This window comes from Paenarthrobacter sp. TE4293, assembly GCF_050435325.1.
GTDB classification, from domain to species: Bacteria; Actinomycetota; Actinomycetes; order Actinomycetales; family Micrococcaceae; genus Arthrobacter; species Arthrobacter nitroguajacolicus_C.
Genome location: NZ_JBNJRY010000005.1, coordinates 90,946 through 115,067, shown reverse-complemented (window position 1 = coordinate 115,067; position 24,122 = coordinate 90,946). Strand labels below are relative to the sequence as shown.

27 protein-coding genes and 1 pseudogene are annotated in these 24,122 nt (G+C 62.0%); 14 read left to right on the top strand and 14 right to left on the bottom strand.

Features of this window, described 5'->3' with window-relative positions:
- Nucleotides 1-273 precede the first annotated feature (273 nt).
- The 11 genes and pseudogenes from QF015_RS11610 to QF015_RS11560 all read right to left on the bottom strand — a co-directional run bounded on the left by QF015_RS11610 (nucleotide 274) and on the right by QF015_RS11560 (nucleotide 10,472).
- A complete protein-coding gene (locus tag QF015_RS11610) occupies nucleotides 274-1,107 on the bottom strand; it encodes a GNAT family N-acetyltransferase (RefSeq protein WP_429389152.1) in 834 nt (277 codons plus the stop codon).
- Nucleotides 1,108-1,369: 262 nt separating this feature from the next.
- Nucleotides 1,370-1,936: pseudogene (locus QF015_RS11605) on the bottom strand (recombinase family protein).
- A gap of 1,387 nt (nucleotides 1,937-3,323) precedes the next feature.
- The gene (locus tag QF015_RS11600) at nucleotides 3,324-3,614 is read right to left on the bottom strand and encodes a DUF4190 domain-containing protein (protein ID WP_429389150.1); all 291 of its coding nucleotides are present in this window, start codon (nucleotides 3,612-3,614) and stop codon (nucleotides 3,324-3,326) included.
- A 667-nt stretch (nucleotides 3,615-4,281) separates the two neighbouring features.
- Complete coding sequence (locus QF015_RS11595; RefSeq protein WP_429389148.1) at nucleotides 4,282-4,788, bottom strand: hypothetical protein; 507 nt, start codon at nucleotides 4,786-4,788, stop codon at nucleotides 4,282-4,284.
- Nucleotides 4,789-5,110: 322 nt separating this feature from the next.
- Nucleotides 5,111-5,248 (bottom strand): hypothetical protein, encoded by a 138-nt coding sequence (locus QF015_RS11590; protein WP_429389146.1) that lies wholly within the window; start codon nucleotides 5,246-5,248, stop codon nucleotides 5,111-5,113.
- 76 nt (nucleotides 5,249-5,324) lie between these two features.
- Complete coding sequence (locus QF015_RS11585) at nucleotides 5,325-5,690, bottom strand: hypothetical protein (RefSeq protein ID WP_429389144.1); 366 nt, start codon at nucleotides 5,688-5,690, stop codon at nucleotides 5,325-5,327.
- A gap of 415 nt (nucleotides 5,691-6,105) precedes the next feature.
- Nucleotides 6,106-6,579: a hypothetical protein gene (locus QF015_RS11580; protein WP_429389142.1), complete on the bottom strand. Its 474-nt coding sequence runs from the start codon at nucleotides 6,577-6,579 to the stop codon at nucleotides 6,106-6,108.
- On the bottom strand, nucleotides 6,576-7,472 hold the full coding sequence (locus QF015_RS11575) for a phosphotransferase (RefSeq protein WP_429389140.1): 897 nt from the start codon (nucleotides 7,470-7,472) through the stop codon (nucleotides 6,576-6,578). Before QF015_RS11575 ends, QF015_RS11580 begins: the two co-directional genes overlap by 4 nt.
- A 293-nt stretch (nucleotides 7,473-7,765) precedes the next feature.
- Nucleotides 7,766-8,359: a dTMP kinase gene (locus QF015_RS11570; protein ID WP_429389138.1), complete on the bottom strand. Its 594-nt coding sequence runs from the start codon at nucleotides 8,357-8,359 to the stop codon at nucleotides 7,766-7,768.
- A gap of 65 nt (nucleotides 8,360-8,424) precedes the next feature.
- Nucleotides 8,425-9,243, bottom strand: coding sequence for an enoyl-CoA hydratase/isomerase family protein (locus QF015_RS11565; RefSeq protein WP_429389136.1), 819 nt, complete (start codon nucleotides 9,241-9,243; stop codon nucleotides 8,425-8,427).
- Nucleotides 9,240-10,472 carry a CaiB/BaiF CoA transferase family protein gene (locus tag QF015_RS11560; RefSeq protein ID WP_429389134.1) on the bottom strand — a complete coding sequence of 411 codons (1,233 nt, stop codon included), beginning with the start codon at nucleotides 10,470-10,472 and terminating at the stop codon, nucleotides 9,240-9,242. Before QF015_RS11560 ends, QF015_RS11565 begins: the two co-directional genes overlap by 4 nt.
- A 128-nt stretch (nucleotides 10,473-10,600) precedes the next feature.
- Here QF015_RS11560 and QF015_RS11555 point away from each other — a divergent pair, with 128 nt between their 5' ends.
- The 11 genes from QF015_RS11555 (at nucleotide 10,601) to QF015_RS11505 (ending at nucleotide 17,605) form a co-directional block, all read left to right on the top strand.
- A complete protein-coding gene (locus QF015_RS11555; RefSeq protein ID WP_310210394.1) occupies nucleotides 10,601-11,365 on the top strand; it encodes an IclR family transcriptional regulator in 765 nt (254 codons plus the stop codon).
- A 229-nt stretch (nucleotides 11,366-11,594) separates the two neighbouring features.
- Nucleotides 11,595-11,753 (top strand): hypothetical protein, encoded by a 159-nt coding sequence (locus QF015_RS11550; protein WP_310210392.1) that lies wholly within the window; start codon nucleotides 11,595-11,597, stop codon nucleotides 11,751-11,753.
- Nucleotides 11,750-12,013 (top strand): hypothetical protein, encoded by a 264-nt coding sequence (locus tag QF015_RS11545; RefSeq protein WP_310210387.1) that lies wholly within the window; start codon nucleotides 11,750-11,752, stop codon nucleotides 12,011-12,013. Before QF015_RS11550 ends, QF015_RS11545 begins: the two co-directional genes overlap by 4 nt.
- Before the next feature lie 115 nt (nucleotides 12,014-12,128).
- Nucleotides 12,129-12,332, top strand: a complete 204-nt coding sequence (locus tag QF015_RS11540) for a hypothetical protein (RefSeq protein ID WP_026541994.1) — start codon at nucleotides 12,129-12,131, stop codon at nucleotides 12,330-12,332.
- On the top strand, nucleotides 12,329-12,799 hold the full coding sequence (locus QF015_RS11535) for a hypothetical protein (RefSeq protein WP_429389131.1): 471 nt from the start codon (nucleotides 12,329-12,331) through the stop codon (nucleotides 12,797-12,799). Before QF015_RS11540 ends, QF015_RS11535 begins: the two co-directional genes overlap by 4 nt.
- The gene (locus QF015_RS11530; protein WP_429389129.1) at nucleotides 12,796-14,025 is read left to right on the top strand and encodes an Nramp family divalent metal transporter; all 1,230 of its coding nucleotides are present in this window, start codon (nucleotides 12,796-12,798) and stop codon (nucleotides 14,023-14,025) included. Before QF015_RS11535 ends, QF015_RS11530 begins: the two co-directional genes overlap by 4 nt.
- Complete coding sequence (locus tag QF015_RS11525; RefSeq protein ID WP_310210375.1) at nucleotides 14,022-14,438, top strand: hypothetical protein; 417 nt, start codon at nucleotides 14,022-14,024, stop codon at nucleotides 14,436-14,438. The genes QF015_RS11530 and QF015_RS11525 overlap by 4 nt, the downstream gene beginning before the upstream one ends.
- Nucleotides 14,425-14,760, top strand: a complete 336-nt coding sequence (locus QF015_RS11520; protein ID WP_429389127.1) for a PRC-barrel domain-containing protein — start codon at nucleotides 14,425-14,427, stop codon at nucleotides 14,758-14,760. The genes QF015_RS11525 and QF015_RS11520 overlap by 14 nt, the downstream gene beginning before the upstream one ends.
- A gap of 112 nt (nucleotides 14,761-14,872) precedes the next feature.
- On the top strand, nucleotides 14,873-15,247 hold the full coding sequence (locus QF015_RS11515; protein WP_310210369.1) for a hypothetical protein: 375 nt from the start codon (nucleotides 14,873-14,875) through the stop codon (nucleotides 15,245-15,247).
- Between the two features lie 109 nt (nucleotides 15,248-15,356).
- Nucleotides 15,357-15,950, top strand: a complete 594-nt coding sequence (locus QF015_RS11510; RefSeq protein ID WP_429389125.1) for an SRPBCC family protein — start codon at nucleotides 15,357-15,359, stop codon at nucleotides 15,948-15,950.
- A gap of 131 nt (nucleotides 15,951-16,081) precedes the next feature.
- Entirely contained in the window at nucleotides 16,082-17,605 is a 1,524-nt protein-coding gene (locus QF015_RS11505) for a CHAD domain-containing protein (protein WP_429389123.1), read from the top strand.
- 4 nt (nucleotides 17,606-17,609) lie between these two features.
- On the opposite strand, the gene QF015_RS11500 is transcribed toward QF015_RS11505, so the two are convergent.
- Both QF015_RS11500 and QF015_RS11495 read right to left on the bottom strand, forming a co-directional pair.
- The gene (locus QF015_RS11500; RefSeq protein ID WP_310210359.1) at nucleotides 17,610-18,446 is read right to left on the bottom strand and encodes an alpha/beta fold hydrolase; all 837 of its coding nucleotides are present in this window, start codon (nucleotides 18,444-18,446) and stop codon (nucleotides 17,610-17,612) included.
- Nucleotides 18,447-18,490: 44 nt separating this feature from the next.
- A complete protein-coding gene (locus QF015_RS11495; RefSeq protein ID WP_429389121.1) occupies nucleotides 18,491-18,907 on the bottom strand; it encodes a winged helix-turn-helix transcriptional regulator in 417 nt (138 codons plus the stop codon).
- Nucleotides 18,908-19,027: 120 nt separating this feature from the next.
- Between QF015_RS11495 and QF015_RS11490 the strand changes: the two genes are divergently transcribed.
- Complete coding sequence (locus QF015_RS11490; RefSeq protein WP_429389119.1) at nucleotides 19,028-19,705, top strand: FMN-dependent NADH-azoreductase; 678 nt, start codon at nucleotides 19,028-19,030, stop codon at nucleotides 19,703-19,705.
- A 27-nt stretch (nucleotides 19,706-19,732) separates the two neighbouring features.
- On the opposite strand, the gene QF015_RS11485 is transcribed toward QF015_RS11490, so the two are convergent.
- Nucleotides 19,733-20,224, bottom strand: a complete 492-nt coding sequence (locus QF015_RS11485; RefSeq protein WP_429389117.1) for a PASTA domain-containing protein — start codon at nucleotides 20,222-20,224, stop codon at nucleotides 19,733-19,735.
- A 156-nt stretch (nucleotides 20,225-20,380) separates the two neighbouring features.
- On the opposite strand from QF015_RS11485, the gene QF015_RS11480 reads away from it, so the two are divergent.
- Together QF015_RS11480 and QF015_RS11475 are read left to right on the top strand one after the other, a co-directional pair.
- Nucleotides 20,381-22,114, top strand: a complete 1,734-nt coding sequence (locus tag QF015_RS11480) for an ABC transporter ATP-binding protein (protein ID WP_310210346.1) — start codon at nucleotides 20,381-20,383, stop codon at nucleotides 22,112-22,114.
- Entirely contained in the window at nucleotides 22,111-24,081 is a 1,971-nt protein-coding gene (locus QF015_RS11475) for an ABC transporter ATP-binding protein (RefSeq protein WP_429389115.1), read from the top strand. The genes QF015_RS11480 and QF015_RS11475 overlap by 4 nt, the downstream gene beginning before the upstream one ends.
- The last annotated feature ends 41 nt before the right edge of the window (nucleotides 24,082-24,122 follow it).

Here is a 24,122-nt window from a genome sequence, read left to right as displayed (position 1 = left end):
CTATAGCGCTAGGGCATGAGTGTCCCACTTGTCCGCTATGCCGGTGGGGCACTCTCGCAGACCCCTTACTCATCGATTAGGCCTCGGCAGATCAATCACACGAAGTGCCGAGCCCTAAGTTTCATTGGCTCACGCTTTCAGGCACCCAAGCGGCTGTGTCATCCCAGTCAGGAGCGAGCTCGTTCAGCCCGTTGATGCGTTGCGGAAGCCATAGGCTCTGTGACGGACAGGGGTTTCTTCTGCCGATGAGGGGACGTGAGGTGGCAAGCCGAGTTAGGGACTGATGACGTATTCCGTGAAGTGGCCACAGGGTTTAAACCCGAGACGGCGGTACACGGGTTCTCCGTCCTCGGAGGCCTGCAATACTGCGGTTTCGTATCCGGCTTCGCGCGCGGTGTCGAGCGCGGCCACGGTGATTGCGCCGCCGAAGCCTCGTCGGCGGTCGGAGGCGAGCGTGGCAATGTTGTAAATCCCGGCGACGCTCGAATGCAAGAACACTTCGGCCGAACAGACGGGGCGACCGTTTATGTACCCGACCATGTAGCGAGCGGGACAATCGGTGGCGAGGGCAGAGTCTGCGGCCTCGGCAAAGAACTGCTGGACCGTGGCTGCTGGCGGGCTCCAGTTTGCAGCGAGGATCGCGGCGTAATCGGCTAGCTGTTCCGGGGTGGTCACCTGACGGATTGTCAGGTCTTCTACTCGCGTCTCAGGGAGGTCGCCGTGCAGGTCCTTCCACATGCCTGTCTCTGTCTCTGACGCCTCGAGGCCGGCGTTCTCGAGGTATTCGGCAAGATTGCCAGGAGTAGAGGCCGGGCCTACCCACCAGGAGAACGGGCGGCCGGTGGATGCCAGGGTTCGGACCGTCTCCGCGGTGCGGGTTTGCGCTGTGTCCTGAGCGAATTGGGCTGCGGCGACGATGTTGAAGGTGTCGTCGGCCAGGCCGCTATCGGCGATCAGGAGATCGGCTGTTTTCGCAACGGAGGCACCGAGACGGTTATGGTGCAAGTGACTGGCATGCTCAGCTAGATTCTGTTCCATCGCGTGCTGCAGATCGGATTCAGAGCCAAGCGGAAAATTCGCGGCTTCCATGATGATCCATTCAAACATGCTTCCTCGAGGGTGTCGGGCGCTGATCCACTCAACGTATCCGAAGCCTGCTGGTGGGCCGGGCCTAAAAGCCAGCGAAGTGTGACACGGTAGTCTGCCGATCAGACCCTCAGCTGGCTCGAAGCCGGTCCTCCACGGGTCGCTCTTCACTCCTGAGATGCTCCAAGGCAAATCCCCGTAACTCTGGGACTTTCGGCGCTAAATGGCGGTCCCTTTGCGGCGCTATTTGGCGCGTTCCTAGCAGTAGGCGCCGCGTCGGTCTTCAGATGATGCGCATTTGGAGCTCGCGGTACACCGTGGTCCGTGACACCCGGAACAGCTCGGCCTGCGGATGCTCGCCGGCGTCATGCAGTGTCAGAAGGTGCTTCCGCTGTGTCTTGGGCAACTTTGGCTGCTTCCCTTTTAGCCGCCCCTTGGCTTTTGCTTCCGTCATGCCCTGGCGGGTGCGCATCCGGATCAGATCCGCCTCAAACTCGGCCACCATTCCCAGGACGTTGAACACCAGATGGCCTACCGTGTCAGTTGGGTCGTGGGTGCTTCCACCGAGACTAAGCACAACCCCTTAGCCCGTCAGCTCATCGGCAATGTCCCTGGCATCAGATAGAGAGCGCGCCAGCCGGTCGAGCTTAGTCACCACGAGCGTATCGCCGGCCCGGCAGGCCGCCATAGCGTCACGGAGACCTGAGCGCACACGATTCGCTCCCGTGAGTCCGTGATCGACGAAGATCTGGGTCTCTTCCACACCCAAAGCAACGAGGGCCTTGCGTTGGGCAGTGAGGTCCTGGTCGTTCGTCGAGACCCGTGCATAACCGATCTTAATTCCAGTCATAAGGGACATGGTTGCAGTAATCCCCCCCGTCACCGTGCATTTCATCGTGCGGGTCTTACGTACATGGCCCAGGCCTGCAGCGGCGCGGAGCGGGGCGACAGGCTTTGGCAGCACGGTGATCGACCGGCTTACGGGCGAGCCGCAGTGCAACTTTCGAGTAGTTATGCTGCCCGCCAACCTAAGAGCCCGTATCGTTATGTCGTGGACGAAGATTGGCGGTTGATGGGTCAGGAGCCATACCTCGCTGGGCGCAGAATGCGCTTCACCTCATGGACTTCATACCGAACGGGCTGGGACCACGATCACTGCGCTTTCTGCTCGACGGAGATATCAGATGACCGTACCGGTCACGCCGAGTACAACGAAGCTTGGGTAACTAGCCCTGATTCATATACTTGGGTCTGCCCGAAGTGCTTTGATGACTTCCGAGAGAGATTCAACTGGGTCGTCGTTGAGCCTTGATCGCTCGCCGGAGGCGGTGCGGTTGACCATCCCTGATCGGACACTCAAAGCGTCCGGCTTACAGGGTCCAGTAGGGCTCCGTTGGGGTACGGGCCCTATGATCCAGCTATGACCGTTCCGGACCTCTCGTTCCTTATTGGAGACCTCCAACGTGGAGCACGGTGCGACCCGAACGGCGAAGTAAGTTGGCCGATATCCCAAGCTTCAGCCGCTGTTGAAGCTCTTGCCGACTCAGGTCGGCTGGTTCTCGGATTGGATATCTGGGACTACCAAAGTGACGGCATGGTCCTCGAGGTGCCTTGGTGGTCCTACACAGGGTCCGACGTGGAAGAAGCCCGTAGTTTTGCTCTGTCCGCTCTCAGTCATGGAGATCTCCCAGGCGACTGGGTTCTCGTTACTTGGTAAGCATCCCAATCACGCTGGCCCGACGGCGAAGGTTCTCTTACCAAACTTCCCTGAGGACGGCCTTTCATCGGGTCTGTAACGGGGGAATCTACTGTTGATTGGATGGCATTTGAGTAACGGACACTGCATTCTGGCGGACCTATCCCTGAATCCCACTACTGAAGGGGGTCTCAGAGAGCCGCTACCTTCCGGGACGCCCTCGCTGATACTTGAGTTCAAAGACCAAAACGGAACAACACAACTCGGAGCAAGAATCGAAACGCCTACCGCCGGCCCCCTCCGCCCAGGAGAAAAAGTTCTGGGAGCCAGAGTCGACTTCTGGGCAGATGAAGCACGCATACATGCCACGGACGGGCAATTCTTCGAGCTTTGGTATGGAAGGCATATCGGCCACGGCGTCGTTCAGCAGATCCTTTAGGGATGTGGTTTCGGCCGTAAATAGCGGTCTTTCGCAGCGCTATTTGGTGCACGAACCAGCCACGCAAGGGGATCCTCCAGCGGGCCGTAATGAGGAGTCGATCTAGCTAGACATCTGTTGTATTGCAACAGGGATGTAGGTCAGCACGTTGAGTAGGGCCCAGATGGCAAGTCCGTAGCCGAGCGCGAGGGCCGCTATCGCCATAGAGCGACCCCTCTCGTTTTTTCGGTTGATCTGATTCAACGAGACGTGTCCAGCCCCCACAGCGAAAGTCGCAAGTATGCCGAGGCCAAAGAACCAAATTCCAGCAAAGGCGAGGCCGGCCAGAGCAACGGCCACAATGGCCAGCACGTTAATCCGGCCAGTGGTCAACGGTGCCTTCGTAGATGACATACTCACAGTTTCCCCATTTCGTAAGCGTCAATTGAGTCTAACCGCGTAGCAGAGGCTCACGCATTACCGCCCGGTAAAGGATCCCTCACCGGACACTTAAGACCTCCGTCTAGGATTGCGGGTGTTGAACGGGCCTCGGCTTGCGTCGTAGAACCGCCACGAGGACGACGTGTAGCTATTACTCTTGGGGAAACAATAGAGCTAGAGCTTACGGGGGTTCTAACTGCATCGTGTGATGCGTTGTCTCGGCACTTATGCTCTTCAATGGCTGGGTGCAGTTGCCAGCTCCGGAAAGGGTCATCTTGGCAAAGCGTTACCGGCGTGGAAATGCACTTTGGGTGCTCTACCTGATTCCTCCCTTTGCCATCACCGCATTTCTTGTGTGGCTGATGCGGGACGTCTGGCACATGTTCTAAGTGGCGATGGGGCGGGGCTGCGAAATCGCACTTTACTGGGTTGAACGCGTCCCAGAAGCCTTGCCACACGTGACAGCTGTGCCGCAGTGAGGCAGCGCCCGGTTAGGGATCCTTTACCGGACGGAGCTTGAAACGTCCGGTGGGCACCGTTCTACGGTCGGGGTGCTGGGGGAAGGGCTCCAAGGTCGGCGAACGCACCAGCCACGCCGAAGGTGCCATAGGAGACGCAGCGCACCTTTTGGATTCAGGAGTCAAACGTCCTCATGGACCACTACTTGAATGGGGCCTTGGTACCCCACGAATCCCGGACCGCCGTTCTTCGCGAATTCATCCAAGTAATCATTGGCGTCCTTCAAGGACGACCGTAGTCCGTCACCTTTACCATCGATGGCGACAATGAACGGGGTCCCCTGGGTCTGCCATCTTTCGGTGATGTTCGGGAGGAGGGAGACGAATGTTTCGCCCACTTCCGATGGCTCGGAGAGTCCACGGGCAATCACGACGTAGCCGTTGGTGTTTCCAAACCATTCGAGGTCCGAGATGAGCGATGTTGCCGCGTCCAGTCCCCATGTTGGGAAGGGGTACATGAACTCCTGAGCGAGGTAATCCGCCAGCGCTATTCGGCCTACTATGCCTGTCAGATCAAGTTGAAAGACCATCATTTGACACGTGGACGCATCGCGGGTCAAGCGTTCAAACTGCGTCTCGTCCACGCCGAGGTGAATGGTGTGGGTCTGCGAGAGGTCTATCGTGCTCATGGTGTGATCCAGGGGGTGCGCGGACATAGTTTCTGAAGTATAGATTGAGCCGGGCTGCGCGGACGGAGTTGCCCCTAATTGGCCCGGCGGTGCGCCATACCCACTACCCACGGCTGTGAAAAGGCGGCAAACAAGGCTGAAAGTCCAGCGTTGGCCGATCTCGCCACAGCGTCCGGTAAGGGATCCCTCACCGTGCGCCCATCACGGCCGCCTGTGATCAACCCGTTGAGGCCAGGCTTTCCAGTGTTGAAAGAACCAGAGGACGAACGTCTGATGCCTCGGCGTATGGCACACCGCTTCCAGGCGAATACAGCGAAAGAACTTACAGCAACTCTTCCGTCCGGCCGTCGCCGAGATACTCCTCGATAAGAACTTCTTCCAACACCTGTGCAGCACGCATGGACTCGTCGCCACACAGGAGCCGATCGGCTGCTTGCTGGAGTCTTTCTGAAACGCTCATGATGCCGTTACCGTAGCAAGACTTCTGGTCATCTGGCGTTTCCCGCAAAGGGATCCTTCAACGGACAGCTGCCTTCTCAAACCTGGTCGAGCGTAATGTCCAGTGAGTTGGGTCGCTGGCTTGTGCCAAGCGCCCATTCCCATCCGGGAAGGAGGACCGTGTTCCTGAAGAAGTCTTCGAGTGAAGTGTCGAAGGACCACAGGCTGCCGCTACCAAGTGCCCTGGTATCGGGTGTTGGATCCCAGTAAAGGGTGCAAGACAGCTGCCAAGTCGAACCGTCGTCGCCTGCCTCAATGAACTGACGGGAGAGGTCCACACTGAATTCCTGTGTGCCACGCAACCCGTAGGTTCCGAACTGGGCCAGAACGCCGTCGCCGTCCTCGTCTACGGGAGCGCAGTCGCTGGCCGGGATGGCCGCGAACGACTGGAAGGCCTTCACCACCGCTCCAGGGTTTAACCTTCACCACCGCTCCAGGGTTTAAGGTGTCGCTGCGTTCGCCTGACTTTATCTCCGCGAGCATCTGCTCTAATCGGTCCTTGGCTTCTCGGATAAGCATGCCCTGATTATCCACGAGGAAACCGTCACGGCCAGAGACTGCGCCAATGGATACCTCAACCGAATAAGCTGCGCCCGTTAGCCGGTCCTCCACCGGCCGCTCTTCACTCCTGAGAAGCCCCCAGTCGAATCCCCGTAACTCCCTGGCCACTCGGATTCCCGTAAGACCCGCCCGCAAAACTGCCCGGTGAAGGTGCCCTAACTACACGTCCACTTTGAAAGCAGCGGTGCTCGTCGGGCTGGCTTTCTCCAGGTATGTTCACAGCAAACCTATTGACACGATGGCTGGAAACCACCGCCGTTATCTGTCCCTCAGTTTGCCAGCGTGGGCCAGTACGGAAGCGGCTGTGGACTCGGGGTCCGGCGTGGAGATCAGCCACGTGCGCTGGGGCGTCTCCAGGACGATGGCCGGTCCGCCGACCAGAAGCCCCCACGTTCGCCGGCCCAAGTACCGGACGCCGAAGCCTTCGGTCATTGAACTGGACGGCGCCGGGGAGGCATCAACGACGTCCTCCAGCGGGATCGTCTTGGAGTAGAACGGCCGGCATCTGACAGTCAGGCTCTGCTCTGTGGCTTCAATAGTCACGCTTATTCGGAGTACCGCAACTGTCAGGACCGCAATGACCGCCACCAGCCCTCCGCTGATCAGCAGTACACCGCTGGGGATGGCCGTTGCAATGATGAAGAAGCAGAGCAGGCCCACCGCGCTTGCGATGACCTTCTGCGAACCGCGACTGATCCGGGCCTCTGAAATCAGCGTTGATGTCCCGCTCACAGTTCATCCACCAGTGCCCGCGCGCGGGATAGAAAGTGCTCGCGCACTTCAGGATCCGGGGCAACGGTGTCGAAGACTCCCGCGAGCATCACCGCAGCGTCAAGAGTGTAGATGGGCCAGGACAGGCTTCCGACGTCGATGCTCCCGCCACCTTTGGAGTAGCCGTTCAGGAAGGCCGTATAGTCGATCCCATTTTCCCTGATGACGGAGTACTCACTGATCCGTGCGATTTCCAGATCTGGAGGTGCTGCGAGGGCGTTGCTCCAGTCGAAGATCGCAAGCGGCTGACGGTTGCGGACCCTTACGTTTTGGCGTCGAAGGTCCATATGGGTGAGGCAAGGCTCGCTGGAGCTACGTTCGAGTGTTGCCTGCAGAGTTGCTGAGGGAGGCAGATTGGGGAGCGAATGGCGGATCCGAAGACGCGCGTATCGTCCCTCCAGCCGGTCAACGAGTCGGCCATCCCAAAACCTTCCTGCTTGGGCAACCAAAGGAAAGTCTGGAACTGGCAGCCCGTGCATCGAGGCGACAACGGACCCGAGCCCGGCAGAATCCAGTTCGGAACCGTCGTCGTCGACGACCTCCAGAACCAGTACCGGGAAGCCGTCCTGCACCACAAGGTCAATGGCGGCGGCGCTGGGGATGCCGTTGCCCGAAGCCCAGCGGGCCAAGGCCATTTCCTGCCGTTGGAGCGTCTCGGCCGAGACGCCCCTGTTGTTCGCCGTGTTGAACTCACGCGACCGAGGGACTCGATAGCCCTCGCGGACTTCGCCGGCAATGGCTTCGTAGAAGAGGAATTCGGTTCCGGCTCCTGCCAGCGTCACCGACCCAGCACCCCGGCGAGCGGCGACCGCGATGGCGACGTCCGTCGTCGTGCGTTCAGCGGACTGACTCAAGGGTGGCTCTGACCCGGCTTGGAGGTGTTATCGGGTGATTGAGTCACAGGGGTTCCCCTCCGCATCCGAATCCATCGGTCAACGAAAACGGCGAGGGCGGCCACAACACCAGCCAATGCCAAAGATGGGAGCGGACCCAACGTCGACAAAAGAACGGCGTACGTCCCGAATCCGAACACGAAGATCAGCAGACTGCGTCTGGTTTTGGCACTCATGAATTTCCCCCCAAGAACGCCGTACTTGGCATGGGGCGAGCCTACCTGTTGTGGGACAGGGAGCAAGTCAAGCCTGGTTCAGGGGCAGGGGACGGCTGGTTCCTTGCTTGCGGCGGCGATCACCCGGTTCAGCTGGGCCAGCACCTGCTGCGGACTCCCGCCAGCGTCCACCACCACGAAGTCGTCAAACTCGGGCAGCGATCGGTATGCAGAGCGAAAGGCTTGCAGGTCAGCCAACGTCTCGTTGTCGGTCCCGCGTGCCGTGACCCGTTGATGGGCGAGGCGGGGGTCGACGTCGAAATGGACTGAGAGGTCCGGCGCTGGGAGCTTTCCCAGCAGCCATGGAAGCAACCGGCCGCGGCCTAAACCATTGGCCTGACGCAGTGCGAGCTGGCAGTGCAGGTGGCGATCCATGATCACCAGGCCGTCGAACTTGTGGGCGCGCGCATGGTTGATCAGCACGTTGAACAACCTGACGCCGGTTTCAATGATGTCGGCCAGGCGCGGTGGCAAATGCCAGCCAAACCGCTCGGACAACAGCGACAACCGCCGCCGGGCAGCGTGGTTGCTGAGCAGCAGCGCGTTCCGCCCGTCAGCAAGGGCCGATTCAACCAAGGCGCGGGCCGCCGTCGTTTTTCCTGAACCGTCAATTCCCGTCAGAACAATGAGCATGAGGCCTCCCCTCGTTTCCTTTCCAACGAAGGGAGGCGCCGTCTTGTGCCGTGGTCCGGCGTGAGTCAGCCCACAGGCCGCCAAGTAAACCGCGGCTGTTGGCGGGTGAGGAAGGCATTAATGCCAATCTCCATGTCCGGGCTGTCGGGCATGGCTGCCCAGGCCTTGGCCCACTCCTGGTCGAGGCCGGCTGCGCCGGAACCGCAAGCATCTGTGAGGTCCATCAGCCGTTTCATTGAATGCATGGAGAACCGCGAACGGCTCCGGAGCGTACTGACCAGCGCTGCGCTCTTTTCCTCGAAAGATTCGGAAGGCACGACGTCGGCCACCAGGCCGAGCGCGCGGGCTTCAGTGGCGCTGAACGTCTGTCCGGTGAGGAGGATGTACTTCGCCTTGGCATGACCCACCAAACGGATCAGCCGTTCGATGCCTGGGCGCGGGTAGATGATGCCGATCTTGGCCGGGGTCAATCCGATGACTGCGCGTTCGTTGGCAATGATGAAGTCGCAAGCCGAGGCAATCTGCCAGCCGCCGCCCATGCATGCGCCGTCCACCAAGGCCACCGTGGGCTTCGAAAGTGAGCCGACGGCGGCGTCGGCGGCGCTGAGGTGGTCCACGGAGGAGCCGTCCTCTTGGGGATCCACCAGCACGGAAGCAAGTTCGCTGATGGCGGCCCCTGCACAGAACGTTCCGCCGGCACCGCGCAACACCACCACGGCAACGTCCGGGTCTGCGTCCAACCGCGGCATCAGCTTTTGGATTTCAAGGCACATGTCCTTGGTGAGCGCGTTGCGTTGGGCTGGGTTGCAGATCTCCACGGTCGCCACGCCGTCAACGATTGCGACGGAGATACGGCCGGTTCGCACCTCGGAAACGATACTCATGAGCGCGCTCCTGCCACCGCGGAGGTCTTTGACGCCGGGACGCAAACAAGGCGGCCCTCGCGCTCAAGCCGGGTGACGTCGTCGTGCGTCATTCCGCGCTCCATGAGTACCTGGGCAGTGTGCTCGCCGAGAAGGGGTGGGGGAGCCAGGATTTCGCTGGCTTGGCCGTCCAGGCTCAGCGGTCCGCGCAGGAGGGGAAGGTCTGATCCGTCCCGACGCCGGCGGTGCTGGACGAGTCCCAGCGCGGCAACCTGCTCGGAGGCCAGTGCCTGCGCGTAGTCGTAGATGGGACCGCAGGGAATGCCTGCCCCGCTGATCAGCCCCACCCATTCGGCCGCGGGCTTTGTGGTCAGGGCCGATTCAATGAGCTCCGTCAGTTGGTCCCTGTTGGCTGAGCGGTCCGCGCCGGTGATGAAACGGGGATCCTCCACGGCAGAGGGAACGCCGAGCAGCCCACAGAAGGCCCGCCATTGCTTGTCGCTGCCCACGGCAATGTTGATGGATTCGGTGGCCGTGGCGAACATTCCGTACGGGGCGATGACAGGGTGGTTGTTGCCCTGCGGAGTCGGTGCCTCTCCGAGGCTGAGTGCCTTCTGCCCTTGGAAGGCGGACAGGTTCAAGGCTGTCTCCAACAGCGAGGTGGACACCCGGCTGGGGCGTTCACCGTTCCGGGTACCAAGAAGCGCCGAAACTATCCCGAACGCGCACACCATCCCGGAGGTGATGTCCACGATCGGCACGCCGACGCGGTACGTTTCACCGGGCCCGGACCCTGTAACGGACATCAGCCCGGACATGCCTTGGATGACCTGGTCCAGTCCGGCGTCGTCCTTGAGGGGACCGGTGTTGCCGAAACCGGTGACGGATCCGAGCACGAGGCCAGGGTTGAGCTCGTCGAGCCGTGACGCGGTAAAACCCATCTTCTCCAGGGTGCCGGGCTTGAAGTTTTCCACCAGAACGTCGGCGTCGGCGATCAAACCGGAGAGGATGTCGCGTCCCTCGTCCGAATAGAAGTCCAGGCACACGGAGACCTTGTTGCGGTTGACGGAGTCGAAGTAGAGGCTGTGGCCGTCCTGAAATGGAGGCCATTGACGGGCCGTGTCACCGCCGTTGACGCTCTCGACCTTGATGATCCTGGCACCCATATCGGCCAGGAGGGCGGTGCAATAGGGGCCGGCGAGGGCCCGGCTGAGGTCGATCACGGTGATCCCGCGGAGTGGTTTGAGCATGCTGTGCACCTTTCGTGCTTTCAAAACCTGCACTTGCGCTGTCGGTTCACTAGATGAACCAACGGTTCATTTTGGGAAGTCGCCTGTAATGTAGGGCACGGAAAGTAGTCGGTCAAGCGGGAGGGTGCATGAGCACGCAAAGCGTCGTCACGGCCATCAGGGTGCTGGAAGCGGTTTCGGACAACCAGCCCGCCGGATTGTCTGAGCTCAGCCGCGAAGTCGATGTCCCCAAAGCGACCGTGCTCCGTATGCTCCGGACGCTGGCCGAATTGGGCTGGGTGGCGCAGTCCGAAGCCCAGGCCGGCAAATGGGTACTCACCAACCACGCTTTCGCCGTGGCAAGTCGTGGCAGCAGCGGATCCGCCATCCGCGATGCCGCCATGGGCCCCTTGAATGCCCTGCAGCTGGACACCACGGAGACGGTTCACCTGGCGGTGCCGGACCGTGGGTACATGCTCATCATCGAACGCCTCGACACCCCGCACGTCCTCAGGGCCTTCCTCCCGCTGGGTTCACGGCTGCCGATGCATGCCTCATCGACGGGAATGGCCTATCTGTCCGCGGCAGATGAGGCTTTTGTCGATGAGTATCTGGCAGGCCCGCTCGAAGCGTTGACGCCCCAAACCGTGGTGGATCCTGCGAAACTCCGCGAGATGGTGGCGGACACCAGGGCGCGTGGGTACTCCATCAATGAGCAGGGCCTCAGCACAGGCATCACCTCCATAGGCGTGCCGCTGCTGGGACCCGGGGGTGTGGCGGCCGGTTCCATCTCCATCTCAGGCCCTTCAAGCAGGATCGTCCCGGCCAAGTATCAGGAATATGGCGAGGCCGCAGCGGGGACTGCGCGTGAGATCAGCAGGGCCCTCGGGGCATTCTCAGCCAAGGCCTACTAAGTTTCCTGTGAAAATACTTCGCCGCAACACAAAGCGCGCCTATCATGATGCTGTGGACGTGCTTCTTTGGAGTATTGGTTCCGTTTGAACCCGTTTCCGAGGGGTACTAAAGCGATATGGAGAACTATTTCTTCGATCGGTGCCCGTTGGCATGGGTGGCGCCCCTCATTGGGGTACCAGCGGACGCCTTCCTGAATAGACAAACTTTGTTGAAGGGATGCGTAGCTCAATGAACACACTCTTGATAATCGCCGGAATCATTGCGATTGTTTTGCTCCTCGTCGGTGGATTTAACCAAGCCCTGAGCTTCCTGCTCTGGGTAGGAATTATCCTGCTTGTCCTGGCCCTCCTGGGCTGGGTCCTGGGGCGGGGCCGATCGCGCGTATGACAACTGATCCAAGTGAAGTTGCCGGTTTTGCGCAGGTTCGCGATGGAACTACGACCCCCGGAAATCCCATCCCCAGGGATCCCGGGACGCCGGATTCCAGCGAGCAAGTGCCCGTAGGTGACGCGTCGTCCGGAAGCCCGGACGACGCCGTCGATGCGGGTCCCAGCGAGTCAGCGAACCCACCTGGACCGGCAGAAGAAAAGGACGAAAAGGCCGCGGACGACCGTGGCCTGACGACCGAAACCAATCCCACGGATTGATCGGACCAGTGTGGCCGCGGGCAGGAGATTTCCGGCCCGCGGCCGCGCTCTTCGTGGCGGGCCATATCAGCGGTTCGTCTACTAATTCCCGAAAATCGTCACGATGGGGGAAGAAATGCGAATCGGTTCAATCATCGGGCTGATCGTGGTTGTTTGGCTCGTAATTGGCGCAATTGCCGCCGGCCAGCGAGGCTACTTCAGTGCTCCGCCCGCACAATGCTCGCAGTTCGCCACCATAGCCTTGAATATTGTTGCCGGCCCGCTGAATTACACCGGCCTGGACCCTCAAGGCGGTTGCGAGGTTCCGCAGCCGTCATGAGCAGATCCGCGGGGTGCCTGGCAGTTCTCCTGGCATCCTTGGCAGTCATAGCGGGTTTGCTGACGGGCTGTTCCCCCACCTCGTCCGCCGACACTCTGGAAGGCCCCGCCAAGGACGTTTCCTCCGCGGTGCGCGCGGCCAGCCTCGCGGTTGACCTCAGGATGGCTGACAGCACGACGGCGGCCGCCGCATCCACCGCTGCCGATGACATGCTGGGGGAGGTGGACTCCGCTGCCAAGGAGGTCCACGGCTTCGCGGCACCAACCCAGGAGGAACGCGCGCTGCGGAACGACATGCTCGCATCCTTCTCCACCATCTCCCGTGCACTCCTGCACGCCCGGGACGCCCTGACGGCTCCCTCCGCTGATCCCGGCGATGGACAGGCCCGGTTGGCCACCGTGCAGGCAGAGCTCCGGACCGCGACAGAACAGCTGGACAGCCTCATGACCAAGGCCGGCATCCAGTGAAACGGCTCCTCGGTGTTGCACTCGGCATCCTGACAGCGATCGGGGGCTTTGTCGACATCGGGGATCTGGTGACCAATGCGGTGGTCGGTTCGCGATTCGGGTTGTCTTTGGCCTGGGTAGTGGTGGTCGGAGTCGTCGGCATCTGCCTTTTCGCCAACATGTCCGGCAGGGTGGCTGCCGTGTCGGGCCGGGCCACCTTTGAGGTCATTCGCGAGCGGATGGGACCCCGGGCCGGATTGGCCAATCTTGGCGCGTCGTTCCTAATCAACCTGATGACGGTCACTGCGGAGATCGGTGGCATCGCCCTGGCCCTCCAACTGGCAAGCGGGGTGTCCTACATGCTGTGGGTTCCTTTTGCCTTGCTGGCAGTGTGGCTGGTGATTTGGCGGGTGAAATTCAGCATCATGGAGAACGTCACGGGGCTTGTGGGCTTGTCCCTGGTGGTCTTCGCGGTGGCGCTTTTCCTTCTCAAACCGGATTGGGGCGCCTTGGCCGGCCAGGCCTTCACTCCCTCCATACCCGGTGAGGAGGGCCCCGGAGTCTATTGGTACTACGCCATAGCCCTGTTCGGAGCTGCCATGACGCCGTATGAGGTGTTCTTCTTTTCCTCCGGCGCCGTGGAGGAGCGGTGGAAGGTCAAAGACCTGATCCAATCCCGCATCAACGTCCTCCTGGGTTTTCCGCTGGGCGGGTTCCTGTCCATCGCTATCGCCGCGTGCTCCGCCGTCGTGCTTCTGCCGGCCGGGATCAGCGTCACCACGTTGTCCCAGGTGGCGCTGCCCGTGGCCCAAGCCGGCGGCCAGCTGGCACTGGCTGTCCTGATCCTCGGTGTGGTGGCAGCGACTTTTGGGGCCGCGTTGGAGACCACTCTTTCCAGTGGTTACACCCTGGCGCAGTTTTTCGGGTGGTCATGGGGCAAGTTCCGTCGGCCGGCCCAAGCGGCCCGCTTCCACGTGGCCATGATCGTGGTCCTGCTGGCCGGTGTTGCCGTCCTGGCGACCGGCGTTGATCCCATCCTTGTCACCGAGTACTCGGTGGTGTTCTCCGCGATAGCCCTTCCCCTGACATACCTTCCGATACTCATCGTGGCCAACGATCCGCAATATATGGGCAAGCATGTCAATGGCCGTGCCGTGAATATTGCCGGCCTGGTCTACCTGGTCATCATCCTGGTCGCATCACTGGCGGCCATTCCCCTCATGATTGCGACGGGAGCAGGAGCATGAGCAAACGCCGTCAACCGCCTGGGATCAGGCCCGCACCGCGACCAGCCGGCTTGGTACTCGATGCGCAATTGCACCTGTTGGACCGCCAGATGCTGGACGTCGACGGCGTCCCCGTCACCACGGTGGACGATGTCGAGTTGAGCGGGCCCGAACCCGGTGAGGCCATCCCGGAGGGAACCGAGGCGCCGCACATCACGGCGTTGCTGACGGGGCCGGTACTGGCAACGCGCATCTTCGGCGGCAGGCCGCCGTCGAGCAGGTTGATCCGCATACCGTGGAGCTCGGTGGCGGGCGTGGACACCGTGGTGACGTTGGGTGTCCGCTCCGACTCGCTGGATGCCTCGTGGGTGGAGCGGTGGTTGCGGAACCACGTTATCGCGCGGATCCCGGGAGGCCGCCATGATCCTGACTGACATGATGGGGTGCGATGTGACGGACAGTGACGGACAACGGCTGGGCGAGGTGTCTGACGTCCGCTTCGCCGTGGATGCCGCGCCCGGGCAGCTCCTGAGCCAGGCGAGGTTGGTGGGTATCGTGGTGAGCCCCCGCACGGCGTCGTCGTTCCTGGGGTACGAGCGACAAGGCCTCACGCAACCGTGGCCGGTCGCGCAACTGCTGCGGTGGTGGCACAGGGGATCGTTCCTGGTGCTCTGGGAGGACATTGCCATGGTCGGTGCACGGGAGGTGTCGCTCCGTCCCGGCTTCAGTGCCTACGACTCGCGGCTGACACGATAGACCCTTCGCCAGTTAATTGCTAAGTTTGCTGACTAATTGACAGGTCACTAAGTACCCTTATAGGTTCGAAGTGTTCCATTACACGTTCACCGCATCGGAAAGGACAGGTCACATGGACAAGCAGAATGCCACACCGGAAGAGGAAGTGGGAGGCTACGGCACCCCGACGGCAGAGCAGGAAGCCGGCGGACAGGCCCAGCCACGGGTGGAAGAGGACCTGACTGAGGCCGGTTTGAGCCAGGACAGTCCCGACGGCGAAACCTACGCGACGGGCGCACCGAACCTCAGCCATCTGGATCCGGAGGATTCAGACAGCGCAGGGGAGCCGGGCGCCGGCCGTTTCGGCGGAACCGAAGAGCAGGCCCACGCAGAGCAGTCCTCATTGCCCGACGGCAACGATGACGCCTTGCCGGACGGCAGCGGCAACGACCTTCCCGAGGAAGAGTCGCCCAACGACGATGACGAAGAAAGTTTCGACGCCGGCTAAGAGCTTTGGCTGGCGCGCTAAGACTGGCGCGCCACTGGTTAAGCAGCCAGCCGGCTGGCGCGCCGCACTCCCGCATGGGCACCCGAGACACGATCGAAGGAATGAACCTATGGCTACGGTCAACAAATCAATCGAAGTAGATGTCCCTGTATCTGTCGCCTACAACCAATGGACGCAGTTCGAGACTTTCCCCGAGTTCATGAACGGCGTCGAGTCGGTGGAACAAATCGATGACACCGCACTGCATTTCGCTACCAACGTGGGCGGCGTGAAACGCGAGTACAACGCCCAGATCATCGAGCAGGTCCCGGACAGGCTGGTCAGCTGGGCCAGCGTCGATGGTCCGCGCAACGCTGGCACCGTCAGCTTTGAACCGCTCGAGGACGCCCGCACCCGGGTGAATGTAGCGATTGATTGGGAACCGGAGGGCCTTGCCGAAAAGGCCGGTTCGGCACTGCACATCGACGAACTGCGGGTGGGTGCCGACCTGGACAAGTTCAAGAAACTCATCGAAGCCCAAGGACATGAAACGGGTGCCTGGCGCGGCACGGTGTCCGGAGGAGACGTCGATGACACCGGCGAAGGGCTGGGCAGCGGTGGAGTGACGACGGCTGAGTTCCCGCCGGCCGATCCGGACCTCGCCGCACCTGCTGCAGGCGAGGGGCCCGTTGAGCCGCCCCAGCCGCGTACTCCCGGCCTCTAAGGCCGTCTTCTCTCTGGCGTAGGGCCGCGGACTGGCCCACACTGGATACAGCACCAATAGATAGCTCCAACGAGGGCCGGCCACCACTACGGGCCGGCCCTCCGGCTTACCCGGAGAGGAGTCCTGACACCATGGAAACGTCCGGCACTGTAGAGGCTGAACGGAAATTCGAGGCTGACCCGTCCACGCCGCTCCCTGATCTCCACGAGATCGACGGCATTGGAACGGTGGGTGAACCGGCAAACCATAGCTTGGAAGCCATCTATTTCGATACGCGCCACCTTGCCCTTGCTGCCCGTGGAATCACCTTGCGCCGCCGCACCGGGGGAACCGACGCCGGCTGGCACCTTAAACTGCCCCTCGGCCCCGGCAAACGGACCGAGATCCACGCGCCGCTGGGCGCTGCGGACACCGTCCCGGTGGAACTCATGGACCGCGTGCTTGCCTACACGCGCGGCCATGCCGTGGCAGCAGTTGCCACACTCACCACGGAACGGATCAGCTACGCGTTGTACGGGCAGGGCGGTGAACGCCTGGCTGATTTCGTGGACGACTACGTGCGGGCCCACGTAACTGTCGGCGAGCCCCGTGAACTGGAATGGCGGGAGTGGGAAGTCGAGGTGGCCGCACACGACGGCACCGATGATGCCTTGCTGGACAGTTTGACGGCGCAGCTCACCGACGCCGGGGCGACGCCCAGCGAACGAACCTCAAAACTGGCCACCGCATTGGGTGAATCGTGGCCTGCGCTCAAGGGAACCGGCGGGGAATCGTTCACCAAAGGGGGAACAGCGGTTGTTCCCGTCCGCAATTATCTGGCTGACCAGGTGGCCGATCTGCTGCTCCAGGACGCCCATGTGCGATTGGGACGGGACGACGCGGTCCATCAGATGCGATCGCTGATCCGCCGTATCAGGTCCGTGTTGCACTCATACCGCAAGCTCTTCGAGCCCGTCCCCGTCAAGGATCTTGAGAGCGAGCTGAAATCGCTGGCCAAGACGCTGGGCCGGTACAGGGACGCCGAGGTCCTGCACGCCCGCCTCGGGAACCGACTGGATGAACTGCCGGGAAAACTCGTCCTGGGTCCGCTGCACCAGGAGCTGGACCAGCGCATGGCTGTCAGGGCGAACACGGCCATGGCAAGCATCAAGAACCGGTTGAACAGCCCACGGTACTTCCGGCTCTTGGATGAACTTGAGGCATTGATCGACGCGCCGCCCGTATCGCCGCTCGGGGCAGCACCAGCCGGAGAAACGACTGCGAAGCTCGTCAACAAAGCCGCCAAGCGGCTGGTTAAACGCCACAACGCAGCGGTGGGTGCCGCCGTCGGGCCTCAACGCGACACGGCGTTTCACGAGGTCCGGAAGTCGGCCAAGAAACTGCGCTTCGCCGCTGCGGCCGTGGAGAGTGTCCACGGCAAACGGGCCGCCAAGGTGGAGGACGCGGCGCACAAGGTGCAGTCGATCCTCGGAGAGCACCAGGACAGCGTGATGGCCGGCGCGGAACTGCTGAAGCTGGGATCAGCCCAGGGCGTCAGCAGCGGTGCGTTCACCTACGGCGTGCTGCATGCCATGGAACGGACCGCCGCCGACACCGCACAAGAGGACTACCTTCGCCACAGCAGGAAGGCACTGAAGCTCCGGCTCAAAAAGTAGGAATCTACTTCTTGAGGAAAGCCAGCAAGGCGTCGTTGATTTCGGCGCCGTGGGTCCAGAGCAGACCGTGCGGAGCGCCTTCGATTTCCAAGTACTCGGCACTGGGCAGCGCGTCCTTGAAGCGCCGGCCCGTGACGTCGATGGGCAGGATGTTGTCAGCCGTGCCGTGCACGATCAGGGCGGGAACATCGATCTTGGGGATGTCGGCGCGGAAGTCGGTGAGCCAGGTGGGCTGGGCGGCTACGGAGGCGAAGGCGCCCGACTTGCTGGCGAGGTTCCAGCTGGCATCAACGGACTCCTGGCTAAGGCGCTCGGTGCCGAGGAAGGTGTCGGTGTTGTAGAAGTTCTTGAAGAAGTCAGTGAAGAAGGCGTACCGGTCTGCCGTGACTGCCGAGGCAAGGCCGTCGAACACGTCCTGCGGAACGCCGTCGGGGTTGTCGTCCGTCTTCAGCAGGAACGGTTCCAGCGAGCCGAGGAATACCGCTTTGGCAACGCGGGCCGATCCGTAGGTGCTGATGTAGCGTGCAACCTCTCCGGTGCCCATGGAAAAGCCCACCAGGACGGCGTCGTTCAGGTCCAGGGTGTCCAGGACGGTCTTCAGGTCCGCGGCGAAGGTGTCGTAGTCGTAGCCTTCGGTGGGCTGGCTGGACTTGCCGAATCCGCGGCGGTCGTACGTAATGACGCGGTAACCGGCGTCGAGGAGGGCGGCGGTTTGCTTCTCCCAGGAGGACCCATCCAACGGGTAGCCGTGGATCAGGACCACTGCCTGTCCGCTCCCGTGGTCCTCGTAGTAAAGCTCGATTTCAGTGCTGTTTTCGTTTCCGACGGTGATGTAAGCCAAAACTCAAGTCCCTTCGATGCGGTTCAACACGAACGATTCCCAGCCTACTGTCCTGTCGGGACACTGGCACGGTCCCCGTCATGCTCCTGTCTTGAAACGGCCACGGCGTGCATATTGTCCTCAGCCCAGGCCTTCATGGCGAAAATAATCGGGAGCAGGGATCGGCCAAGGGGAGTGAGCTCATAGTCTGTTCGAACCGGAACGGACGGAGTGACTTCACGACCAATCAGGCCATCCCGATCCAGCGTGCGGAGCGTGGAGGTCAGCATTTTCTGGCTGGCGCCGGGAATACGGCGTCGTAGTTCGCTGTGCCGTTGCGGTCCTTCCTCCAAAGCGAGCATCACTAACGCCACCCATTTGCTGCTGATGGCCTCCAGCAACTGGCGCGCCGGACAAAGTTCCAGGGACGCGTTGTACTGGTGCTGCGCTCTCTGCCGGGTCTGGTCAGCCGTGAGTGTCATACCCCTCATCATTGCAGGCACTTTCAGGTGCCCTGGGCACAATAAAGTGCGTTCTTACGCTGTATGACGGTGCCGGGCGAGGATCGACGAGGGGGCAAAGCGTCCCCGTGAAAGGAAACAATGCCCTCCATCCTGCACGTCAACGCCTCGCCCCGCTACTCCAACAGCGATTCACTACAGCTCGCCCGCCACTTCATCGAATCGGTTCAGGCTGCCGCTCCGGAAACGTTTGAGCTGGAGACGCTGAACCTGTTCGACGACGGCGCGTTGCCGGCTTTCGGACGGATCGCGGCAGCTGCGAAGATGGCCGTCTTCACCGGCCAGGACCAGACGCCGGATCAGGTGGCGGCCTGGGAGTCAGCCCGTGCCGTCTTTGACCAGTTCGCCTCTGCCGATGCTTACGTGTTCAACATCCCACTGTGGAACTCCGGAGTACCGTACGTCCTTAAGCAGTGGATCGACATCATCACCCAGCCGGGCTGGAGCTTCGGATTTGATCCTGAACAGGGCTACAGCGGTCTCATGGAAGGCAAGCACGCGATGGCCATCCACACCAGCGGCGTCTATTATCCCGGCGTTCCGGCAGCCTTCGGCTCCGACTTCGGCAGCACCTTCTTTGCCGACTGGCTGAACTTCGTGGGCATCGAGGATGCCGTGCACATCCGTTTCGCCCCTACCGTCCTCAACTCCAACGTCGAAGGCACTCGCCGGCTTGCCGAAGCCGACCTCAGCGACGCCGCGCTTCTGTTCGCGGGGAAGCTGGGCGCTGCGGCAAAGCTGCAGCTGGCGAACGACTAAGAAACGACGAGGCCCGCGTCAGGCAGGCTACTTGCCGGAGTTCGCTGCGGCCGAAGCGGCCGCAGCGGCAGCGGCAGCCGCTTCAGCCGCAGCTGCTGCATCCGAGGCCGCCGTATTGGCGGAGTCCACAGCACCATCAGCTGCAGCGATGGCGTCGTTCATGATCTGCTGATCCACTTCGGTCGTATCGACAACCAGTTTGACCGCCTTGGCGTCCGTCTCGGAGCCTGCCGAGGGGTCGGTCGATACGGCTGCTACTTGCTGGCCCGGCTCGAGCGTGGTCCAAGGAGTTCCATCAGGTCCCACGATCGAAATGGTCAGCCCGGCCCCAGCCAAGGCAGCTTTGGCATCAGCGAATGGCTTCCCTGCGATGTCCGGAACCGTGGTGAGCTTGGTTGCAGGGCTGGAGGCCGCGGTTTCAGAAGGTTTGGCCTGTGTAGCTTCCGACGAACCGCCGGAGCATCCTGCCAGCGCTGCGCCGATCACCAATGCCATCGTCAATGCTGCGGTCTTCTTCATCTGCCATACCCCCAAAATAGTCCGCTGGCCGGCTCATAGTTTGCCAACCCCACGTGGTGCAATACCAGCGGCAACTTTACCCGTATTTCTCTAGTTGCCCGCAGCAACCAGACGTAAACTGGCCTTCGGTTCACAACGCTTTAGCTCGGAGTCCGGATGCTGTGGAAGGTACTTGTTCGCTTCCTGCGGCCGCATCAGCGGCTGCTGATCGCCGTCGTCGTCTTCCAATTGGCGCAGTCCATCGCGTCGCTGTACCTGCCGACGCTCAACGCCGACATCATCGACCATGGCGTCGCCACCGGGGACACCGACTACATCCTGCGCATGGGCGGGCTCATGTTGCTGATCACCCTGCTGCAGATTGCCTGTGCCGTGGTGGCCGTCTACTTCGGTGCGAAGGCTGCCATGGGGATGGGCAGGGATGTCCGAGACGCGATCTTCAGCCGGGTGGGGGAGTTCTCGGAGCAGGAAGTCACCAGGTTCGGCGCGCCGTCGCTGATCACCCGGTCCACCAACGACGTCCAACAGGTGCAGCAACTGGTCCTCATGTCCTGCACGCTCATGGTCGCGGCTCCCATGCTGAGCATCGGCGGCGTGATCATGGCCGTGCGGCAGGACGCCCAGTTGTCGTGGTTGATCGCGGTGTGCGTGCCGGTGCTGTTGGTGGCTGTTGGCCTGATCGTGTCGCGGATGGTGCCGCTGTTCCGCAAGATGCAGGTCCGGATCGACGCCGTGAACCGTGTCCTCCGCGAGCAGCTGACCGGCATCCGCGTGGTCCGCGCTTTCGTCCGCGAGGACATGGAGACACATCGGTTTGCCAAAGCGAACGACGACGTCACTGACGTTGCGCTGCGGGCCGGCCGGTTGATGGCACTCATGTTCCCGGCGGTCATGTTGGTGATGAACGTTTCCAGCGTGGCGGTGATCTGGTTCGGGTCTTTCCGGATCGAGGACGGCTCGATGCAGGTGGGCACACTGATCGCGTTCCTGAGCTACCTCATGCAGATCCTCATGTCCGTCATGATGGCCACGTTCATGGCCGTGATGATCCCGCGGGCGTCCGTTTCCGCCGATCGCATCGGTGAGGTGCTGGAGACCGACTCAAGTGTCCAGCCGCCGTCGAACCCTGTCACGGGTGGTATCCGTCGCGGCGAACTCGAAATGCGCGGCGTCGGATTCGCCTACCCGGGTGCCGAGCAGCCGGTACTGAGCGGGGTGACCTTCACGGCGCTGGCAGGCCAGACGACGGCAATCATCGGCAGTACGGGGGCAGGCAAAACTACGCTGGTGAACCTCATGCCCCGCCTGTTCGACGCCACCAGAGGGTCTGTCCGGATGGACGGGGTGGACGTTCGTGAACTGCACCCGGACCTGCTGTGGGGCCACATCGGGCTGGTGCCACAGCGGCCCTACCTTTTCTCCGGGACCGTTCGCAGCAACCTGCAGTACGGAAAGCCCGACGCCACCGACGACGAACTGTGGCAGGCGCTCTCCGTGGCCCAGGCCCGGGATTTCGTAGAGGAAATGGAAGGCGGCCTGGACGCTGTGATCTCGCAGGGCGGCACCAACGTTTCCGGCGGGCAGCGGCAACGGCTCGCGATAGCCAGGGCCTTGGTGAAGCAGCCCGAGCTCTACATCTTCGACGACTCCTTCTCCTCCCTGGACACCGCCACGGACGCCAGGCTCAGGCAGGCACTCAAACGCCACACCAACGGTGCCACGCTGGTCATTGTTGCGCAGCGGGTCTCAAGCATCGCGGATGCGGACCAGATATTAGTGCTCGACGACGGCAGGATCGTTGGGCGCGGAACGCACGAAGAACTGTTGGAGACGTCCGGGACGTACAGGGAAATCGTGTCCTCCCAGCTCGCAGCGGAGGAGGCGGCATGAGCGCCGTATCCGCCGGGCCTCGCGGCCCCCAACGCCCGGCGATGGGTCCGGGCCGCGGTGGACCGTTTGCCGGTATGAACATTCCGGCCGAGAAGGCATCCAACTTCAGCGCCTCCGCCCGGCGTTTGTTGGCCACCCTGCGGCCGGAGCGGTTCTGGCTGGCGCTGGTGCTGGTGTTCGCCGTGGTCAGTGTTGCCCTCTCCGTGATCGGGCCCAGGCTGCTAGGCGAAGGCACCAACCTGATCTTCGCCGGCGTCGTCTCCAAACAGCTGCCCGCAGGGGTCTCCAAAGCCGACGTCATCGCGGGGTTGCGCGCTTCCGGTGATGACAGCAAGGCGGACATGCTGGGCGCCATGACCCTGACGCCCGGCGTCGGAATCGATTTCGGTGCGCTGGCCTCGGTCCTGTTGTGGGCGCTGGCGTTATATGTCTTGGCCTCAGCGTTCGGCTGGATGCAGGCATACGTGCTCAACGGCGTCGTGCAGCGGACTGTGTACCGCCTCCGCGAGAGGATTGAAGCCAAAATCCACCGCCTGCCTTTGCGGTATTTCGACTCCATCCAGCGCGGTGAGCTGCTCAGCCGGGTGACCAACGACGTTGACAACATCTCCCAAAGCCTGCAGCAATCCATCAGCCAGGTGGTGTCCTCCCTGCTGACCGTCCTGGGCGTGCTGGTGATGATGTTCCTGCTCTCGCCGCTGCTTGCTTTGATCGCGCTGGTGACCATCCCGCTGACACTCGGAACCACGCTCCTGATCGCCAAGCGTTCGCAGAAGCTGTTCGTGGCGCAGTGGAAGAACACCGGCGAACTCAACGGCCAGATCGAGGAAACCTACACAGGGCATGCACTGGTGAAGGTCTTCGGACGGCAGAACGAGGTGCAGGAGAAGTTCCGGGCGAAGAACGGCGAGCTGTATCAGGCGAGTTTCGGCGCCCAGTTTGTGAGTGGCCTGATCATGCCGGCCATGACGTTCATCGGGAACCTGGTCTATGTGGGGATCGCCGTGGTCGGTGGCCTGCAGGTGGCCTCCGGCTCCATGCAATTAGGTGACGTGCAGGCCTTTATCCAGTACTCGCGGCAGTTCACCATGCCCTTGGCGCAGCTGGGGTCCATGGCCAACATGTTGCAATCCGGCGTAGCGTCGGCAGAGCGGGTGTTCGAGTTGCTGGATGAAGTCGAAGAGTCGGCTGAACCGGCTCCCGATCCCCGGTCCGGTCCGGCGCGTGGTCGGCTCGTCTTCGAGAATGTCTCCTTCCGGTACTCCCCGGACAAGCCGCTCATCACGGACCTTAGTTTGGTCGCAGAACCGGGGCAAAGCATCGCGATTGTTGGGCCAACTGGCGCAGGCAAGACCACTCTGGTGAACCTGATGATGCGCTTCTACGAGCTGGATTCCGGACGTATCACCCTTGACGGCGTGGATATCGCCTCGTTGCCCCGGCAGGAATTGCGCTCGCGGATGGGCATGGTCCTCCAGGACACGTGGCTGTTCGGCGGGACCATTCGCGACAACATTGCCTATGGACGGCCCACGGCTTCCGAAGCTGAAATACAGGAGGCGGCCCAAGCTACCTACGTGGATCGCTTTGTTCGGTCCTTGCCCGAGGGCTACGACACGTTGCTGGACGACGAAGGCGGCAACGTCTCCGCGGGGGAGAAGCAGTTGCTCACCATTGCCAGGGCCTTCCTGTCCCGGCCGTCAGTGTTGATCCTTGACGAAGCGACGAGCTCCGTGGATACCCGGACCGAGGTGTTGGTGCAGAAAGCCATGAATGCCCTGCGCTCGGACCGGACCAGTTTTGTGATTGCGCACCGGCTCTCCACCATCCGCGACGCCGACCTCATCCTGGTGATGGAGGCCGGGCAGATCGTGGAGCAGGGAACCCACTCGGAACTGCTCGCCACGGGTGGGGCGTACTCCCGGCTGTACGAGGCGCAGTTCGCGGCGCCTGCGGCTGAGGTGTGATCTGAATTTGAGCCGCCGGCGGCTCAAGGAGGTCCCGAAGC

Coding starts and splice junctions, on each gene's coding strand:
- QF015_RS11480 (WP_310210346.1), top strand. CDS start 20,381: ATGCTGTGGAAGGTACTTGTTCGCTTCCTGCGGCCGCATCAGCGGCTG.
- QF015_RS11520 (WP_429389127.1), top strand. CDS start 14,425: ATGATCCTGACTGACATGATGGGGTGCGATGTGACGGACAGTGACGGA.
- QF015_RS11610 (WP_429389152.1), bottom strand. CDS start 1,107: ATGTTTGAATGGATCATCATGGAAGCCGCGAATTTTCCGCTTGGCTCT.
- QF015_RS11495 (WP_429389121.1), bottom strand. CDS start 18,907: ATGACACTCACGGCTGACCAGACCCGGCAGAGAGCGCAGCACCAGTAC.
- QF015_RS11515 (WP_310210369.1), top strand. CDS start 14,873: ATGGACAAGCAGAATGCCACACCGGAAGAGGAAGTGGGAGGCTACGGC.
- QF015_RS11540 (WP_026541994.1), top strand. CDS start 12,129: ATGCGAATCGGTTCAATCATCGGGCTGATCGTGGTTGTTTGGCTCGTA.
- QF015_RS11560 (WP_429389134.1), bottom strand. CDS start 10,472: ATGCTCAAACCACTCCGCGGGATCACCGTGATCGACCTCAGCCGGGCC.
- QF015_RS11590 (WP_429389146.1), bottom strand. CDS start 5,248: ATGAGCGTTTCAGAAAGACTCCAGCAAGCAGCCGATCGGCTCCTGTGT.
- QF015_RS11550 (WP_310210392.1), top strand. CDS start 11,595: ATGAACACACTCTTGATAATCGCCGGAATCATTGCGATTGTTTTGCTC.
- QF015_RS11570 (WP_429389138.1), bottom strand. CDS start 8,359: ATGCTCATTGTTCTGACGGGAATTGACGGTTCAGGAAAAACGACGGCG.
- QF015_RS11545 (WP_310210387.1), top strand. CDS start 11,750: ATGACAACTGATCCAAGTGAAGTTGCCGGTTTTGCGCAGGTTCGCGAT.
- QF015_RS11475 (WP_429389115.1), top strand. CDS start 22,111: ATGAGCGCCGTATCCGCCGGGCCTCGCGGCCCCCAACGCCCGGCGATG.
- QF015_RS11485 (WP_429389117.1), bottom strand. CDS start 20,224: ATGAAGAAGACCGCAGCATTGACGATGGCATTGGTGATCGGCGCAGCG.
- QF015_RS11595 (WP_429389148.1), bottom strand. CDS start 4,788: ATGAGCACGATAGACCTCTCGCAGACCCACACCATTCACCTCGGCGTG.
- QF015_RS11600 (WP_429389150.1), bottom strand. CDS start 3,614: ATGTCATCTACGAAGGCACCGTTGACCACTGGCCGGATTAACGTGCTG.
- QF015_RS11525 (WP_310210375.1), top strand. CDS start 14,022: ATGAGCAAACGCCGTCAACCGCCTGGGATCAGGCCCGCACCGCGACCA.
- QF015_RS11510 (WP_429389125.1), top strand. CDS start 15,357: ATGGCTACGGTCAACAAATCAATCGAAGTAGATGTCCCTGTATCTGTC.
- QF015_RS11535 (WP_429389131.1), top strand. CDS start 12,329: ATGAGCAGATCCGCGGGGTGCCTGGCAGTTCTCCTGGCATCCTTGGCA.
- QF015_RS11490 (WP_429389119.1), top strand. CDS start 19,028: ATGCCCTCCATCCTGCACGTCAACGCCTCGCCCCGCTACTCCAACAGC.
- QF015_RS11555 (WP_310210394.1), top strand. CDS start 10,601: ATGAGCACGCAAAGCGTCGTCACGGCCATCAGGGTGCTGGAAGCGGTT.
- QF015_RS11505 (WP_429389123.1), top strand. CDS start 16,082: ATGGAAACGTCCGGCACTGTAGAGGCTGAACGGAAATTCGAGGCTGAC.
- QF015_RS11565 (WP_429389136.1), bottom strand. CDS start 9,243: ATGAGTATCGTTTCCGAGGTGCGAACCGGCCGTATCTCCGTCGCAATC.